This window comes from Variovorax sp. KBW07 (assembly GCF_003852515.1).
Lineage (GTDB): Bacteria > Pseudomonadota > Gammaproteobacteria > Burkholderiales > Burkholderiaceae_C > Variovorax.
Window position 1 is genome coordinate 35,945 of record NZ_QAJK01000163.1, and the last position, 15,487, is coordinate 51,431.

Sequence of the window (15,487 nt, forward strand, 5' to 3'; positions counted from 1 at the left end):
CCCGCTCAGGCCTTCAGGTATTCGGCCTTGGTGCCGAGCCAGCGGTCGATGTGGCGCTGGGCAAGCTCGGGGTGCTTCTGGAGCATGACGGGCGCCAGCTCGCGCGCCCAGTCGAGCAGCAGGATGTCGGTCGCCAGGTCGGCAAAGCGCAGCAGCGGCGCACCCGACTGCCGCGCGCCCAGGAACTCGCCGGGCCCGCGAATCTCCAGGTCGCGCCGCGCGATCTCGAAGCCGTCGCCGGTCTCGGCCATGGCCTTCAGGCGCGCGCGCGCCGCCTCGCCCACGCGCCCGCTGTCGCCCGGTGCATAGAGCAGCACGCAGGCCGAGGCCGCCGCGCCACGGCCCACGCGGCCGCGCAACTGGTGCAGCTGCGACAGGCCGAAGCGCTCGGCATGCTCGATGACCATCAGCGAGGCATTGGGCACATCGACACCCACTTCGATCACCGTGGTGCTCACCAGCACCTGTATTTCGTTGGCGGTGAAGGCCGCCATGACCGCCTGCTTCTCGGCCGTGGGCATGCGCGAATGCAGCAGGCCGACGTGCACGGCGTCGCCCAGCGTGCCGGCCAGTTCGTCGCGCGTTTCGGTGGCGTTGCGCAGGTCGACCGCCTCGCTCTCCTCGATCAGCGGGCAGACCCAGTAGACCTGCCGGCCCTGCGAAATCTGCGCCTGGATGCGGTCGATGACCTCGTCGCGCCGGTGGTCGGCCACCAGCTTGGTGACGATGGGCGTACGGCCCGGCGGCAGCTCGTCGAGCGTCGACACATCCAGGTCGGCGTAGTAGCTCATCGCCAGCGTGCGCGGAATGGGCGTGGCACTCATCATCAGCAGGTGCGGCTCGAGATGGCCGACGGCCTTGCCGCGCAATGCAAGACGCTGCGCCACGCCGAAGCGGTGCTGCTCGTCGATGATCGCCAGTGCGAGGTTCTTGAAGCGCACCTTCTCCGAGATGACCGCGTGCGTGCCGATGACCAGCGCGGCCTCGCCGCTTTCGACGGCGGCCGACATGGCGTCGCGCTCTTTCTTCTTCTGGCTGCCGGTGAGCCACGCCACGCGCAGGCCCCGCGCGGCCAGCAGCGGATCGAGCCAGCCGACCAGCTTGCCGAAGTGCTGGGCCGCGAGGATTTCGGTCGGCGCCATCAGCGCGCATTGGAAGCCCGCGTCGATGGCGCGCGCCGCCGCGAGCGCGGCCACCACCGTCTTGCCCGAGCCCACGTCGCCTTGCAGCAGCCGGTGCATGGGGATCTCGCGGCCCAGGTCGCGGGTGATTTCTTCGCCCACGCGCTGCTGCGCGCCGGTCAAGCCGAAGGGCAGCACCGCGAGCAGTTGCGCATGCAGCGAACTCGCCACCGGCTCGGCGGACGAAGGCAGCACGGGCGCGCGCTGCGCCGCGCGCTCGAGCCGGGCCTGCAGCTGCGAGAGCTGCTGCGCCAGCAGTTCTTCGGCCTTGATGCGCTGCCACGCCGGATGGCTGTGGTCTTCCAGCGTGGCCATGGCCACGTCGGGCGTCGGGTAGTGCAGGAAGGTCAGCGAGGCGCGCAGGTCCCACGCGCCGCGCAGGCCGATCTGCACCGGGATCGTTTCGTCGAGCACGGCACGCGCAAGGCCCGAGCGCACTTCGCGCCGCAGCACCGGCTGCGCCAGGCCGGCGACGGTCGAGTACACCGGCGTGAGCGCGTTCGGCAGCGCCGTGCCCGCGGCCTTGACCGTGGGGTGCATGATCTGCCGCCCGACGAAGCCGCCACGCATTTCGCCACGCACGCGCACCCGCGCGCCGACCGCGAGCTGCTTTTGCTGCGAGGGATAGAAGTTGAAGAAGCGCAGCTGGCAGGTGTCGCTGCCGTCGTCGATGGTGGCAATGAGCTGGCGGCGCGGGCGGAACACCACCTCGCATTCGGTCACCACGCCCTCGACCTGCGCCATGTCACCGTCGCGCGTGTCGGCCAGCCGCACGATGCGCGTCTCGTCTTCGTAGCGCATGGGCAGGTAGAGCGCGAAGTCGATGTCGCGCACCAGCCCGAGCTTGCGCAGCGCGCGCTGCACCAGGCTCAGGCCGGCGCCGGGCGGCTGCGCCGGCGCCGCGGGAGGAACAGGCGCTACAGGCGCTGCGCCGGCGGCGGGAGGGGACGGGGCTTTCTTGGGCGGCACTGGCAGGGTTTCTAGCGCGGGCGGCAAAGGTCCGTCAAGGCACTGCGCGCATCGGGGAACGCGAAGCGGAACCCGCTTTGCAGCAGGCGCGCGGGCACCACGCGCTGCCCTTCGAGCAGCAGGTCGGCCTGTTCGCCCAACAGCAGCTTGACCGGCGCGGCGGGCGTCGGCATCCAGCAGGGGCGGTGCATCACGCTGGCGGCCACGCGGGTGAATTCTTCCTGCGTGAGCGCACCGGGCGCGGTGAAGTTGAAGACCTGCGCGGTGGCGGTGCCACCGGCCTGCTCGGCGGTGCTCCACACATGGGCCATGGCGCGGATCACATCGTGCACGTGCACCCACGACAGCCACTGCCGTCCGCTGCCCAGTCGCCCGCCCATGCCGAGCGCCACGGGCAGCAGCAATTGCGGCAGCGAACCCTGGTGGCCCAGCACGAAGCCGAAGCGCATGCAGGCCACGTGCACGCCATGCGCCGCGGCACCCCGCGCCGCCTGCTCCCAGCCCTGGCACAGCGTCGACATGAAGATGTCCTGCGGCGGCGCGTCTTCGGCCAGCTCGGTGGTGTCGCCCTGCGGCTGAACGCCGTAATAGCCGATGGCCGAGCCCGACAGCAGCAGCCACGGCTTGCGCGGTCGCGTGGCGATCCACGCGACCAGCGTGTTCGTCAGGCCCGCGCGGCTCTGCATCAGCTGGCGCTGGCGCCGTTCGCTCCAGCGCTGACCGAGGATGCGCGCGCCCGCCAGGTTGATGACCACGTCGATATCATCCGTTGCCGGAATCTGCTCGAGCGCCTGCACGCAGCGCACCGCGCCGCCGAAGCCCCAGGCGGCCGAGCGCGCGTCGCGCGTCCATACCGTCACCGCATGGCCATCGGCCACAAGGTGACGCACCAGGATCTGGCCGATGAAGCCGGTGCCGCCCGTCACCAGCACGCGCTGCGGCTTGCGGCCGAAACGCACCGGTGCATCGACCGCGCGCTGTTCTTCCTGCGCGGTGCGGCGGAACAGCGCACGCGCCGCCAGCCCGTCGCGCAGCCCCGAGATGCCCACGCCCACGCCGCACAGCGCAAGGAAAGCGCCGAGCCAGCCCTGCGGCTGCCACACCAGCGCCGTCGGCTGTGCCGCCCAGTCCCCCGCGTTCATGGCCAGCAGCGCGATGAAGGCGCCGGCATTGATGGCCAGCACCGTGTGCGTGACGCGCTCGGTCGGCGGCAGCAGGCGGCTGCCGTCTTCGACCACGAAGTCCCACAGCGTGAGCACGATCTCGACGCCGAACACCGCCAGAAGCACCCAGGCCCAGGCGCCGTGCCATGCCCACGACGACAGCCCGATGAACATGGCGCAGTAGATCGACGAGCGCACCGCATGAATGGCCAGCTCGCGCCGCGCGGTGTTGCGCTGCGCCAGCGCCTCGGTGCCTTCGTGGTGATACAGCGTGTCGAACGCGCCCATCAGGCCCTGGGCCGCCATGAGCTGCAGTGCCAGCAGGTGCGTGTCGATGGTCATGCGACCACCGCCTCGGGTTCATCAGCCACCGCCTGCGGCTCGGCCACTTCCTCGAACACGCCGACCTGCGTGAAGGTGGTGCCCATCAGCCAGTGCCGGATCTCGATGCGGATGTTGAAGCGCTCGGGCGTCTCGTTGTGGTGCCACAGGAAAGTCTTGCCGGGCGTGAACAGCCCGGGCAGCGGAATGCGCCAGCCCAGCACGTCCCAGAAATAACCGTCGCTCTGGAAATGCAGGCTGCCGCCGGGTTCCACGCTCAGCACCAGCTTCATGCCCAGGCCCATGCCCACGTACTCCAGCACTTCGCCGCGCTCGCTCTCGCGCATGAAGCTGGTGAACTGGATCGGCTTGCGGCCGTGCAGGCGGTAGATGCGCTGCTTGTAGATGGCCGGGTCATCCGGCTTGGCGTAGACCTGGATCTCGACCGGAAAATTGGTGTCGCTGTAGGGAATGAGCGCGCCCTGGATCATCGGCTGCGTCAGGTGGCCCAGCAGCTTGCCGAAGCGCGAGCAGCGCAGCTCGCTCAGCGCGCCCAGGTAATGCAGCGCCTTGCCCGGCGACGGATTCTTGTCGAAGCGCCGGCGGATGTCGGGGTGCAGGCCCTGCCATTTGCTGCCGAGGATCTTCTTGAAGAGCTCGCCTTCGGAGGGTCCGGGCTGGGAAGAAACGCGCGCGGCATGTGAATCGGACATGCGTCGATTCTGCCTTGGCGACACGGCCCCGATACCCCCGTGCCGATGCCCTGTTTTCCGGCCATGGGACAATCCTGCCCGCTTCCGGTTTTCTCTTTCCTTTCCCCCACGCCTCCTTGGCACGGGCCCGTCCGGCCCTCAAGCAACATGCGCGCCTTCACGCTTTCCGATTTCGATTTCGACTTGCCACCCGAGCTGGTGGCACAACACCCGGCCACCGAACGCACATCCTCCCGTCTGCTCGACGGCACAGGCGACGCCCCGGCCGACCGCATCTTCAAGAACCTGCCTTCGCTGCTGCACGCGGGCGACCTGCTGGTGTTCAACGACACGCGCGTGGTCAAGGCGCGCCTGTTCGGCGAGAAGCCGACCGGCGGCAAGCTCGAGCTGCTGGTCGAGCGCGTGCTGCAGGGCCACGAGGTGGTCGCGCACATGAAGGTCAGCAAGAAGCCGCCCGTGGGCACCACGCTGGAGATGGTCGGAGGGTTTCGCGCCACGCTGCTGGGCCGCTGGCCCGAGGAAGACGGCGCGCTGTTCCGCTTCGGCTTCGAGAGCGATGCCGGCGAAGACCCGTATGCGCTGATGCAGCGCTGCGGCCACGTGCCGCTGCCGCCCTACATCACGCACACCGATTCGGCCGACGACGAGAGCCGCTACCAGACCGTGTTCGCGCGCGTGCCCGGTGCCGTGGCCGCGCCCACGGCCGCGCTGCATTTCGACGAAGGCCTGCTGGCCGAACTCGAAGCCCGCGGCGTGCAGCGCGCCAACGTCACGCTGCACGTGGGCGCCGGCACCTTCCAGCCGGTGAAGACCGAGAACATTTCAGAGCACACGATGCACGCCGAGCGTTATGAAGTGCCCGAGGCCACGCAGCGCGCGATTGCCGAATGCAAGGCGCGCGGCGGCCGTGTCGTTGCCGTGGGCACGACCACCGTGCGCACGCTCGAATCGTGGGCCAAGAGCGGCGAAGCCACGGGCGACACGCGCATCTTCATCACGCCGGGCTTCGCCTTCGAACACGTCGACGTCCTGGTGACCAACTTCCATTTGCCCAAGAGCACGCTGATGATGCTGGTCTCGGCCTTCGCGGGCTACGAGCGCGTGATGGCGCTGTATGCCCACGCCATCGCCAACGGCTACCGCTTCTTCAGCTACGGCGACGCCATGCTGCTCGCACGGACCAAGGACTGAACGACATGCTGAACTTCGAACTTCTCAAGACCGACGCCGACAGCCACGCGCGCCGCGGCACGCTCACGCTCAACCACGGCAAGGTGCAGACGCCGATCTTCATGCCCGTGGGCACCTACGGCACCGTCAAGGGCGTGATGCCGCGCAGCCTTGAAGAGATGGGCGCGCAGATCATCCTGGGCAACACCTTCCACCTGTGGATGCGCCCCGGCCTCGACGTGATGGCCAGCTTCGGCGGGCTGCACCAGTTCGAGAAGTGGGACAAGCCCATCCTCACCGACTCGGGCGGCTTCCAGGTGTGGTCGCTGGGCGCGATGCGCAAGATCAGCGAAGAGGGCGTGAAGTTCGCGTCGCCCGTGAACGGCGACAAGCTGTTCCTCACGCCCGAAGTGTCGATGCAGATCCAGACGGTGCTGAACAGCGACATCGTGATGCAGTTCGACGAGTGCACGCCCTACGACACCAACGGCCACATCACGACCGAGGCCGAGGCACGCACGTCGATGGAGCTGAGCCTGCGCTGGGCCAAGCGCTGCCAGAGCGAATTCGCACGGCTCGAAAACCCGAACGCGCTGTTCGGCATCGTGCAGGGCGGCATGTTCGAGAACCTGCGCGAAGAGTCCCTGGCGGCGCTGGTCGACATGGACTTTCCGGGCTACGCCATCGGCGGCGTGAGCGTGGGCGAGCCCAAGGAAGAGATGCTGCACATCATGGGCCACACGCCGCACCGGCTGCCGGCCGACAAGCCGCGCTACCTGATGGGCGTGGGCACGCCCGAGGACCTGGTGCAGGGCGTGGCCGACGGCGTGGACATGTTCGACTGCGTGATGCCCACGCGCAACGCGCGCAACGGCACGATGTTCACGCGCTTCGGCGACCTGAAGATGCGCAACGCGCGCCACAAGAGCGACCCGCAGCCGGTGGACCCGAGCTGCACCTGCCACGCCTGCGCCGGCACCTCGGGCGTGTCGTGGAACGACGGCGGGCGCGAAGGCTTCAGCCGCGCCTACCTGCATCACCTGGACCGCTGCGGCGAAATGCTCGGGCCGATGCTGTGCACCATCCACAACCTGCACTACTACCTGAACCTGATGACCGAGATCCGCGCGTCGCTGGACGCAGGCACGTTCACGGAATTCCGCGCGCGCTTCAAGGCCGAGCGCGCACGCGGCGTCTAGGACTTCGCGGCGCCCGGCGGCTTGATGGCCAGGGGCGTCGCGTAGGGCTCGATGCGCAGCAGCTCGTTCCTGAAAACCACGATCTGCTTGAGCGGCGCCTGCACCAGCGCCCCGCTCGCGTCCTTTTGCGAGGCGTACTGCCAGAGCGTGAGCTGACCCTTCTCGGCCAGCATGGCGGCAAGCCGCTGCACGGGCGGCGCCGCGCCGGCGCCCAACTGGGCCGCCTCGATGCCCACGACGATGTCGTCGCGCGGCGAGACCACCTTGAAGAGCAGCACGGGCGCCGGTGCCTGCGCCTGCGCGCGGACATGCCGCGCCGCGAAGGCGGCCGGAAGAAGCGCGAGGCAGAAGACGGCGCGGCGGTTGAAGGAGCTCATGGGTCGAAGCGTATTCCTGCAACGGCGCCCTGCCCACAGGCCGGAAGCCATACGCCGGGTGGAGGCCCGGCCGGCACCAGGGGCGCATTCATCCGGTACGCTTGCCCTGTCTTCACTGCTGTTGTCCTCACCCTCATGACCAACGCCTCCCAACCCACGGCCTATACCGCCCGCTACCCCTCGCTGGCCGGCCGCACGGTCTTCGTTTCCGGCGGGGCCAGCGGCATCGGCGAGGCGCTGGTGCGGGCCTTCCACGCGCAGGGCGCGAAGGTCGGCTTCTGCGATCTCGACGCGGCCGCGGGCGATGCGCTGGCGGCCCAGCTGGGGGGTGAGCACCCGGCGCTGTTCGTCGCCTGCGACGTGACCGACACCGAGGCCCTTGCCACCGCCATCGGTGCGGTGCGCACGCGTTTCGGCCCGATCGCCGTGCTGCTGAACAACGCCGCCAACGACCGCCGCCACGAGATGGCCGACGTGACCAGCGAAGACTTCGACCGCCTCGTGGCCGTCAACTTCAAGCACCAGTTCTTTGCCGCGCAGGCCGTGGCCGACGACATGCGCGCGCTGGGCGGCGGCTCGATCGTCAACTTCGGCTCGATCAGCTGGATGATCAAGGGCAAGGGCTACCCGGTCTACCAGGCCTGCAAGGCGGCGGCGCGCGGCCTCACGCGTTCGCTGGCACGCGACCTGGGCAAGCAGAACATCCGCGTCAATTCGATCGTGCCGGGCTGGGTGATGACCGAGCGGCAGATCAAGCTGTGGGTGAAGCCCGAATCGGGCGCCGAGATCGACGCGGCGCAATGCCTGCCGGGCCGCGTGATGGCGGAAGACATCGCGGCCATGGCGCTGTTCCTGGCGGCCGACGATTCGAAGATGTGCACCGCGCAGGACTACGTGGTGGACGCGGGCTGGACCTGAAGCCTTCGCCTTCCTTTCTTCTCTTCCTCGAGACAGGGAACTGGAAAGAGGCAGGACGCAAAAAAGCCCGGCATGGCCGGGCTTTTTCGTTGGCGTGGTCAGGAGACCAGGTCAGTCGCGCAGTTCAGCCGGCAGCGTGCCGCCATTGGCTGCGATGCGGGTCATCACCTGCTTGTGCAGGCCGATGTTCCATTCAGCCGAACCCGGCTCGCCGTCGCTGAAGAGAATTTCGCTGGCCAGTTCCTTGCGCGCTGCAAGGCTGCTGTCCAGGCCCAGCAACTTGAGCAGGTCGACGATCGAGGTGCGCCAGTTCAGGCCGGCGGCACCAGGCATGGCGTCCAGGATGGCGGGCACGTCGCCCAGCGGGATCGAGGGCGGCGGTGCCGCAACGGCCGGTGCGCCCGGTGCAGGCGCCGGCGGTGCGGCGACGACTTCAGCGGCGTTGGCCGACGGAAAAATCTTGGAAAAAATCTTGCCGAAAAAGCTCATGGAAGGAGGTCCTCGTCGTGGGGTGGCAGAGGCCGGGCGACGCGTGAAAGCGAACGCCGGCTGCGTGCGAAATGCAGCGCAGGCCAAGGTTCTAACACTTTGCGGCGACAGCTTGGTCAAAGTTGGCCGCGCAGCGTGCGGAATACCCCGCTTGCGATAAAAAGATGCGGTGCCTCCCCGCCCCCTCAGGCCGGCGCCGCGGCGCCACCGGGCTCCGCATGCGCCGAGGTGCCGCAGGCATGGCAGAACTTCGAGAACGCGCTCTTGCGCGTCTCGCACTGGTCGCAATGGTCGAACAGGCCGATGCCGCAGTGCGGGCAGAAATCGATCTCGTCGTTCTTCAGGTCCACCGGTCGCTCGCAGCCGGGGCACACGCTCTTGCCGAGCCGCGCCAGCGCGACGTCGTAGCTCAGTTCCTCGCGCCGCACCTGGTCGGGCTGCTGCTCGGCCAGTTTCTGGCGCGCCAGGTAGCGGTTGAGCGCGACGATGGCATAGCGCCCCACCAGCACCGTGAGCACGATGCCGACCGCGTAGCGCACATAGCCGCCATAGCTCGGCAGGTAGGGCACCAGTTCGACGAAGAAGGCGAACAGCGCAAAGAAGATGAAACCCCACACGAAGGGCCAGTAGGTGCTCTTGCGCTTCTTCGCGAAGAGCCAGCCCGCAACGACCAGCAGCGGCAGCGTGAGCGCCAGCCGGTACAGGAACACGCGCAGCTCGACGCGTCGGTACTCGGCATTCAGCTTGATCTGCGCCTCGTGCTCCAGCTCGCCGAGCGACGCGGCGGCGCGCTGCTCGGCCTGCCGCGCATCCAGCACGATCTGCCGTTGCGCGTTCACCTGGCGCTGGATTTCGTCTTCCTTCTGCTTGAAGGCGTCGAGCGCCTTGGTGCGCGCGATGAGCTCGGTGTCCTGGTCGGGCTGCGCGGTGGCGCGCCGCGTCGCGATCCAGTTGCCGAAGGTTTCCCGCGCGTTGGCGCTGGCCTGCTGCGCGGCGTTGAGCTGCAGCTGGATCTGGTCGAGGTCGCGCGCGGCCTGCAGCTCTGTCGCCTGCGAGGCCTTGATGGTGTCGCGCAGTGGCATGGCCGCCGGCTTGTCGATGAAGTCGTCGAGCTGCAGCCGCCGCTCGACCTGAGGCAGGTCGCTCACGACGGTGCTGCCCAGGCCGATGAGGAAGCTCGCGAACACCAGTGCCACCAGCCAGAGGCCGCGGCGGAACCATTTTTCGGAGAGGCGCAGGGATTTGCTCATGTCGTTTCCTTCTTGTTTTTCATTTCATTGCAGCCTGAGCTGCACCGGCGCCGCGCCCAGCCCCGCGCGCGGCAGCCAGGCGAACACGGAGTCGACCGTCACGGTCTCGATGCGGTCCGAAAATCGCTTGTCGTTCGGGTGGTCGTCGAAGGCGATGTTGGCCGAGCCGACGCGGCCGCCCAGGCGGGTCAGCGGACCCAGCCTGAGGGTGGTCGGCTCGTAGCCCTTGAACTGCATCCAGGCCTGCGCCTGCGCGCGGTTGCCGATGGTGGCGGGCTCCATGGCGGCGGCCAGCGTCTCGACGGCCCACTGGTTCGACTGCTGGTACTTCTGGCCCCAGGCGTAGCTCACGATGCTGTACGGCGCGACGTTCATGCGCGTGATGCGCGAAGACGATTCGCCGAGTGCCGCCATCAGCTGCGCCTGCACCTGCGGCGTGGGCACGACCCAGGCGGCTTCGTAGCGCCACAGGTCGTCGAGAAAGAATTCGCCGAGCCCCTGGCGATACACCGCGGCCACGGCGGTGCCGCACTGGTTGAGCTTGTGCACCACGCGCCACGGGCCTTCGTCGGTCTTGTAGGCGATGCCCAGGTGCGAATAGCGCAGGCCGTACTTGCTCAGGTCCTGCCCGGCGCGCGCGAGGATGACCACGCGTGCGCCGCTGGCGTCGAGCGCCTGCGAGGTGCGCTCGGCCAGCTGCATGCCCTTGACGATCACCGCGGGCGTTGGCTTGACCTGCTCGCACGAGCGGCCGGCCTGCGCCTGCAGCGGCAGCGCCGCTACGAGCGCGAGAAGAAGCGCGGGAACGACTGCAACAGCGGATCTCATGACAGTCTTTCGTTGTAGAGCAGCGCGCGGCCGATGGCGTTGGGCACGAAGGCCAGCACTTCGCCGGCGGCCGACAGCACGACGCCGCTGCCGATCACGCTGACCAGCACGGTCGTGCCCACGGCGTTCGACACACCGTTGGCCGCGCGGCCGGCCACCTTGATGCTGGCGCGGGCGCCGTCGGAGGCGCGTTCGAGCACGTACACCGTGCCGTCGGCCGAGGCCTCGACCGCAATCACCGTGAGCGTCGAGCCGCCCACCGACAGCGCGGCGGGCACGGCGACCACGGCGGTGGCCGATGCCCCGACGGCGGAGGCGCCGACGACCACCGATGCCACGGGCATCATCGACAGCGCGACCGAGGCATCGCTCTGCGCCTGGGCGTTGAAGGGGAGCGCAACGCCGGCGAAGGCGGTGCAGGCGGCGAGCAGGACGGTGGCAATCGACTTTTTCATGGTGAGCCTCTTCGGTTGTTCAGGGGTGTGGAAAGACAGGGCGCGGCCGGTCATTCGGCGGCGGCCACGGCGGCGGTGGCGGCGCTGGTTTCAGCGCGGGCCGAACGGCGGCCTTGCAGGCGCGCTTCGGTCAGGTCGGCTTCGTGGCGGTCGCGCAGCGTCTTGGCCAGCGTGAAAGCCGAGCTGATCAGGAACAACCAGCTCACGCCCAGGAAGGCCTTGTAGGCGTCGTTGATCTCCATGCGCACGAGGCCCCAGCCGGTCAGGGCCATGGCGGTGAAGAAGCTGCCCCAGACGACCAGGCGCCACATGGGCACGTCGCGGCCGGCATCGGCGCCCGCCGCCGCGGCCTGTTCGCTGTCGCGCACGAACTTGGCCAGCATGAAGGCGGTGCTCAGGCAGAACACGTAGCCCATCACCATGAACGCCCGGTCCAGTGCCTGCCCCGGCAGCCAGCTCAAGCCGGTGGCGCACAGGAAGACGGCGATCGCGAAGGAGGCCCAGGTCTGGAACTGCCAGGCCCGCGAATCGCGCTGGATGGAAACGGTCGTGGATGAGAAGGGTTGCATGAATGCCTCGCGGCGTAGTGAAGGTGGGCGAATGATGGTTCGCTCCCGCACCGCGAGGCTCGAATGCTTCGACCAGTTCCGATTGGCGGCGCCACCGGTATCTGGAGTCGATACTTTCCGGGGTGCAACGCCCCGGAAAAGAAGCGCGTCAGGCGCCCAGCAAGCCGTTCACGCGCTGGCGCAGCGCCTCGGGCTGCACCTCGGCCGGCGGCACGGCGCTGCCGACATTCAGGCCCACGCGGCTGTAGAAGCCACGGCGGAACGGCTTGGCCATGGCGACCTGCTCGCCACCGCGCAGCTCGATGCGGCTGAAGTACGAGCCCCAGAGGTTGGTCAGCGCCATCGGGATCACCGGCGGCTCGATGCCCTCGGCGCGCGCGCTTTCGACGATCTTCATCACGCCGCCCTTGAAGGGCTGCAGCGTGCCGTCGCGCGTGATCGAGCCTTCGGGGAAGATGGCCAGCAGGTCTCCCTCGCGCAGCACGTCCAGCGCCTTGGCAAAGGCCGCTTCGTAGGCCGCCGGATCTTCCTTCTGCGGCGCGATGGGAATGGCCTTGGCCAGCTTGAACAGCCAGCCCAGCACCGGCACCTTGAAGATGCGGTGGTCCATGATGAAGCGGATGGGGCGCGGGCTCGCGGCCATCAGCAGCACCGCGTCGATGAAGCTCACGTGGTTGCACACCAGCACCGCCGCGCCCTCGGTCGGGATGTGCTCGTCACCCTTGATGTCGAAGCGGTACACGAAGCGCGACAGCACCCAGGCCACGAAGCGCAGCATGTACTCGGGCACCAGCATGAAGATGTAGAACGCCACCACCGCGTTGGCGATGCCGGTGAACAGGAAGATCTGCGGAATCGTGAAGCCCGCGCCGAGCAGCGCGCCCGCCAGGATCGAGCTGCCGATCATGAACAGCGCATTGAGGATGTTGTTGGCCGCGATGATGCGGGCGCGGTGCGTGGGCTGGCTGCGCAGCTGGATCAGCGCGTACATGGGCACGCTGTACAGCCCCGCGAACAGCGACAGCAGCCCCAGGTCGGCCATCACGCGCCAGTGGGCCGCCTGGTGCACGAAGACGCCGATGTGCATCTCGTCGACCTTCGGCAGGCCGCGCGAGGCAAAGTACAGGTCGATGGCAAACACGCTCATGCCGATGGCGCCCAACGGCACCAGGCCGATCTCGACCTGCCGGCGGCTCAGCGTTTCGCACAGCAGCGAACCGACGCCGATGCCGATCGAGAACACCACCAGCAGCAGCGAGGCCACCTGCTCGTCGCCGTGCAGCACTTCCTTGGCGAAGCTGGGGAACTGGCTCAGGAACACCGCGCCGAAGAACCACATCCACGAAATGCCCAGCAGCGAGCGGAACACCACGATGTTCTCGTGCGCCAGCTTCAGGTTGCGCCAGGTTTCGCTGATGGGGTTCCAGTTGATGACCAGGTTGGGGTCGGTGGCCGGTGCCTGCGGAATGGCCTGCGCCACGCCGCGCCCCGCCAGCGCCAGCAGCACGCAGGCCACCGCCACGCTCATGTGGCCGACCTGCGGCACCGCCACCAGCAGGCCGCCGGCCACCTGCCCCAGCAGGATGGCGACGAAGGTGCCCATCTCGACCATGCCGTTGCCGCCCGTGAGTTCGCGCGCGTCGAGCACCTGCGGCAGGTAGGCGAACTTGACCGGCCCGAACAGCGTGGAATGCAGCCCCATGAGGAACACGCAGCCCAGCAGCACCACCGCGTCGGCCCGCACGAAGCCCCAGGCCGCGATCAGCATGATCAGGATTTCGAGGTTCTTGACGAAGCGGATCATCTTCGTCTTGTCGAACTTGTCGGTCAGCTGCCCGGCCGTAGCCGAGAACAGCAGAAAGGGCAGGATGAACAGCGCACCGATCACCAGGCCCGCCATGGCCGGCGGCATCCAGCTCAGTTGCAGCTGGTAGGTCACCATGACGGTGAAGGCGAACTTGAAGAGGTTGTCGTTCGCGGCGCCCGCGAACTGGGTCCAGAAGAAAGGCGCAAAGCGCCGCTGCTTCAGAAGAGCGAACTGGTTGGCGTGGGCGTTCGCTTCATGGGCCACGGGCGTGGCTGCGGCAGCGGCGGGGGTTGTCATTCGAAGAATTCTCCTCAGGCTGCCACGGCGGCTGCGCCCGGATTGTGCCGCAGCGCCGCCTGCCAGCGCATCTCCAGCTTGTGCAGTGCCATGAGGACCGGCAGGCCGGCCAGCGAGGCCGTGAGGTGCTTCAGCGTGTGGCCCGAGACCGTGTGCTGCGTGAACTCGTAGATCTGGTGGTCGGCCAGCTCGAAGGCCTTGGCCAGCACGTAGAAGCCGATGACCCAGCCCAGCTTGAGGTCGACGCCGCCGCGCATCGGCGTGGCCAGTGCCAGCGTGACCACCAGCGCCATGCCGCCGAACTGCACCAGCGCCCAAGGCATCACGTTGCCCGACTCCTGGAACACCTCGGCCGCCAGCAGGCCGGCAGTGAGCACGAACCACGCGGCTGGCCAGCCGGCGCGCTGGCTGACCCGCTCGCAGACCGCGACGCCGATCAGCCCCGCGAAGGCCACCGCCATGCCGGCGCGGTCGGCCGCGAGCCGGGGCGCGTCGGGCACGAGGTGATAGAAGGCCGAGCCGGCGGCCGTCGCGATGAGCCCGGCGAAGAACAGCCAGGCGCAGTCGAGCGTGTTGTCCGGCGGGTCGCTGGCGGGCGGCGCCAGCGGAAACACGGCCAGCGCCTGCTGGTGCGAGCGGTCGATGCGGTTCAGCCGGTACAGGCCCCAGAAGCCGATCAGCAGAAACGGCAGGTTGCTCAGCACGTCCATGGCATTGGGCAGGCCGTGCCAGGCGCGATCGTCGGCAAACACCGAGGCGATGGCGACGTCGGCCGCCGGCAGGGCGGGGCCGAAGAAGGCGATCAGCGTGAGCAGCGTGAAGGTGAAAAGCAGCCCGCGTTCGCGGCGGCTGAGAGAGGGCAGAAGCATGGCGGTCCTCGGTGGTGGGTGACGAGCGGCGGAATTTAGTGGCCGGACGCTCCCCAGGCATCGAATATCGATACGAGGTACTAATTCACACCTTTCGGTATCCGCTTTCGATACTTCCCGGCGCCCGTGTACGCTTCAGCCATGAGCACCACCGTCGACCTCGTACTCGCCCTCAAGAACGAACTCAAAAGCGCCCGAATGACCTACGCCGACCTGGCGCGGTCGCTCGACATGGCCGAATCCAGCGTGAAGCGGATGCTGGCCAAGAGCGACATGCCGCTGTCGCGCGTGGACGCCATCTGCCGCGCGCTGAAGATCGATTTCGCCGAACTGGCCCGCCGCGTGGCCGACGCCCAGCCGTTGCTGAAGGAGCTGACGCACGAGCAGGAAAAAGCCGTGGTCAAGGACAAGAAGCTGCTGCTGGTGGCGATCAGCGTGCTGAGCCAGTGGACGCTGGAGCAGATCGTGGCGGCCTACCGCATCAGCGAAGCCGAGTGCATCGGCTGCCTGGCGCAGCTGGACCGCATCGGCATCATCGAGCTGCGCCCGCTGAACCGGTATCGCCTGAAGCTGGCCAAGACGTTCCGCTGGCGCCCGCACGGGCCGGTGATGGAGTTCTTCCGCGAGAACGTGGTGCTGGACTATTACCGGGGCGGTTTCGACGGCCCGGCCGAAGGTCTGCTGCTGGTGCACGGCTCGATCAGCCGCTCGCTGGCGCCGGCCTTCCTGGAGCGGCTGCAGCGCGTGGCACAAGACTTTGCGCAGCAGCACCAGACGGACCAGAAGCTGTCGGCCAAGGACCGCGAGGGGTACACGCTGCTGCTTGGCATGCGCAACTGGGAGTTCGAGCTGTTCACGCGCCTGCGTCGGGCTTGAGGGCAGTTCAGCGCAGGGGTCATTCAGGGCGCGTGC

General features: G+C 68.3%; 15 protein-coding genes. 4 read left to right on the top strand and 11 right to left on the bottom strand.

Annotation, left to right across the window (positions count from 1 at the left end; all coding sequences use genetic code 11):
* Window positions 1-5 precede the first annotated feature (5 nt).
* From recG to DBV14_RS28760, 3 genes are read right to left on the bottom strand one after another with little or no spacing between them, the layout of a single operon-like run.
* Complete coding sequence (gene recG, locus DBV14_RS28750) at window positions 6-2,150, bottom strand: ATP-dependent DNA helicase RecG (protein ID WP_260397263.1); 2,145 nt, start codon at window positions 2,148-2,150, stop codon at window positions 6-8.
* Window positions 2,151-2,161: 11 nt separating this feature from the next.
* A complete protein-coding gene (locus DBV14_RS28755) occupies window positions 2,162-3,655 on the bottom strand; it encodes a TIGR01777 family oxidoreductase (protein ID WP_124464590.1) in 1,494 nt (497 codons plus the stop codon).
* Window positions 3,652-4,347, bottom strand: a complete 696-nt coding sequence (locus tag DBV14_RS28760) for a DUF4166 domain-containing protein (protein WP_124464592.1) — start codon at window positions 4,345-4,347, stop codon at window positions 3,652-3,654. The genes DBV14_RS28755 and DBV14_RS28760 overlap by 4 nt, the downstream gene beginning before the upstream one ends.
* 147 nt (window positions 4,348-4,494) lie before the next feature.
* Between DBV14_RS28760 and queA the strand changes: the two genes are divergently transcribed.
* A complete protein-coding gene (queA, locus tag DBV14_RS28765) occupies window positions 4,495-5,538 on the top strand; it encodes a tRNA preQ1(34) S-adenosylmethionine ribosyltransferase-isomerase QueA (protein ID WP_124464594.1) in 1,044 nt (347 codons plus the stop codon).
* A gap of 5 nt (window positions 5,539-5,543) precedes the next feature.
* Entirely contained in the window at window positions 5,544-6,716 is a 1,173-nt protein-coding gene (tgt, locus tag DBV14_RS28770; protein WP_124464596.1) for a tRNA guanosine(34) transglycosylase Tgt, read from the top strand.
* On the opposite strand, the gene DBV14_RS28775 is transcribed toward tgt, so the two are convergent.
* Window positions 6,713-7,093, bottom strand: a complete 381-nt coding sequence (locus DBV14_RS28775) for a hypothetical protein (RefSeq protein WP_124464598.1) — start codon at window positions 7,091-7,093, stop codon at window positions 6,713-6,715. The genes tgt and DBV14_RS28775 overlap by 4 nt on opposite strands.
* 135 nt (window positions 7,094-7,228) lie before the next feature.
* Between DBV14_RS28775 and DBV14_RS28780 the strand changes: the two genes are divergently transcribed.
* The gene (locus tag DBV14_RS28780) at window positions 7,229-8,011 is read left to right on the top strand and encodes an SDR family NAD(P)-dependent oxidoreductase (protein WP_124464600.1); all 783 of its coding nucleotides are present in this window, start codon (window positions 7,229-7,231) and stop codon (window positions 8,009-8,011) included.
* A 111-nt stretch (window positions 8,012-8,122) separates the two neighbouring features.
* Here DBV14_RS28780 and DBV14_RS28785 read toward each other — a convergent pair whose 3' ends face one another.
* The 7 genes from DBV14_RS28785 to DBV14_RS28815 all read right to left on the bottom strand — a co-directional run bounded on the left by DBV14_RS28785 (window position 8,123) and on the right by DBV14_RS28815 (window position 14,575).
* Entirely contained in the window at window positions 8,123-8,500 is a 378-nt protein-coding gene (locus tag DBV14_RS28785; protein WP_124464602.1) for a DUF3597 domain-containing protein, read from the bottom strand.
* Window positions 8,501-8,685: 185 nt separating this feature from the next.
* Window positions 8,686-9,750, bottom strand: a complete 1,065-nt coding sequence (locus tag DBV14_RS28790) for a zinc ribbon domain-containing protein (RefSeq protein WP_124464604.1) — start codon at window positions 9,748-9,750, stop codon at window positions 8,686-8,688.
* Window positions 9,751-9,774: 24 nt separating this feature from the next.
* Window positions 9,775-10,578, bottom strand: a complete 804-nt coding sequence (locus DBV14_RS28795) for a DUF2145 domain-containing protein (RefSeq protein WP_124464606.1) — start codon at window positions 10,576-10,578, stop codon at window positions 9,775-9,777.
* Window positions 10,575-11,033, bottom strand: a complete 459-nt coding sequence (locus DBV14_RS28800; RefSeq protein ID WP_148092455.1) for a hypothetical protein — start codon at window positions 11,031-11,033, stop codon at window positions 10,575-10,577. Before DBV14_RS28800 ends, DBV14_RS28795 begins: the two co-directional genes overlap by 4 nt.
* Window positions 11,034-11,083: 50 nt before the next feature.
* Window positions 11,084-11,602, bottom strand: a complete 519-nt coding sequence (locus tag DBV14_RS28805; RefSeq protein ID WP_124464610.1) for a YiaA/YiaB family inner membrane protein — start codon at window positions 11,600-11,602, stop codon at window positions 11,084-11,086.
* 148 nt (window positions 11,603-11,750) lie between these two features.
* Window positions 11,751-13,706, bottom strand: coding sequence for an MFS transporter (locus DBV14_RS28810; protein WP_124464611.1), 1,956 nt, complete (start codon window positions 13,704-13,706; stop codon window positions 11,751-11,753).
* A gap of 14 nt (window positions 13,707-13,720) precedes the next feature.
* Entirely contained in the window at window positions 13,721-14,575 is an 855-nt protein-coding gene (locus DBV14_RS28815; protein WP_124464613.1) for a hypothetical protein, read from the bottom strand.
* Between the two features lie 141 nt (window positions 14,576-14,716).
* Between DBV14_RS28815 and DBV14_RS28820 the strand changes: the two genes are divergently transcribed.
* Window positions 14,717-15,451 carry a helix-turn-helix transcriptional regulator gene (locus DBV14_RS28820; protein ID WP_124464615.1) on the top strand — a complete coding sequence of 245 codons (735 nt, stop codon included), beginning with the start codon at window positions 14,717-14,719 and terminating at the stop codon, window positions 15,449-15,451.
* Window positions 15,452-15,487 lie beyond the last annotated feature (36 nt).

Coding starts and splice junctions, on each gene's coding strand:
- DBV14_RS28755 (WP_124464590.1), bottom strand. CDS start 3,655: ATGACCATCGACACGCACCTGCTGGCACTGCAGCTCATGGCGGCCCAG.
- DBV14_RS28760 (WP_124464592.1), bottom strand. CDS start 4,347: ATGTCCGATTCACATGCCGCGCGCGTTTCTTCCCAGCCCGGACCCTCC.
- queA (WP_124464594.1), top strand. CDS start 4,495: ATGCGCGCCTTCACGCTTTCCGATTTCGATTTCGACTTGCCACCCGAG.
- tgt (WP_124464596.1), top strand. CDS start 5,544: ATGCTGAACTTCGAACTTCTCAAGACCGACGCCGACAGCCACGCGCGC.
- DBV14_RS28775 (WP_124464598.1), bottom strand. CDS start 7,093: ATGAGCTCCTTCAACCGCCGCGCCGTCTTCTGCCTCGCGCTTCTTCCG.
- DBV14_RS28780 (WP_124464600.1), top strand. CDS start 7,229: ATGACCAACGCCTCCCAACCCACGGCCTATACCGCCCGCTACCCCTCG.
- DBV14_RS28785 (WP_124464602.1), bottom strand. CDS start 8,500: ATGAGCTTTTTCGGCAAGATTTTTTCCAAGATTTTTCCGTCGGCCAAC.
- DBV14_RS28790 (WP_124464604.1), bottom strand. CDS start 9,750: ATGAGCAAATCCCTGCGCCTCTCCGAAAAATGGTTCCGCCGCGGCCTC.
- DBV14_RS28795 (WP_124464606.1), bottom strand. CDS start 10,578: ATGAGATCCGCTGTTGCAGTCGTTCCCGCGCTTCTTCTCGCGCTCGTA.
- DBV14_RS28800 (WP_148092455.1), bottom strand. CDS start 11,033: ATGAAAAAGTCGATTGCCACCGTCCTGCTCGCCGCCTGCACCGCCTTC.
- DBV14_RS28805 (WP_124464610.1), bottom strand. CDS start 11,602: ATGCAACCCTTCTCATCCACGACCGTTTCCATCCAGCGCGATTCGCGG.
- DBV14_RS28810 (WP_124464611.1), bottom strand. CDS start 13,706: ATGACAACCCCCGCCGCTGCCGCAGCCACGCCCGTGGCCCATGAAGCG.
- DBV14_RS28815 (WP_124464613.1), bottom strand. CDS start 14,575: ATGCTTCTGCCCTCTCTCAGCCGCCGCGAACGCGGGCTGCTTTTCACC.
- DBV14_RS28820 (WP_124464615.1), top strand. CDS start 14,717: ATGAGCACCACCGTCGACCTCGTACTCGCCCTCAAGAACGAACTCAAA.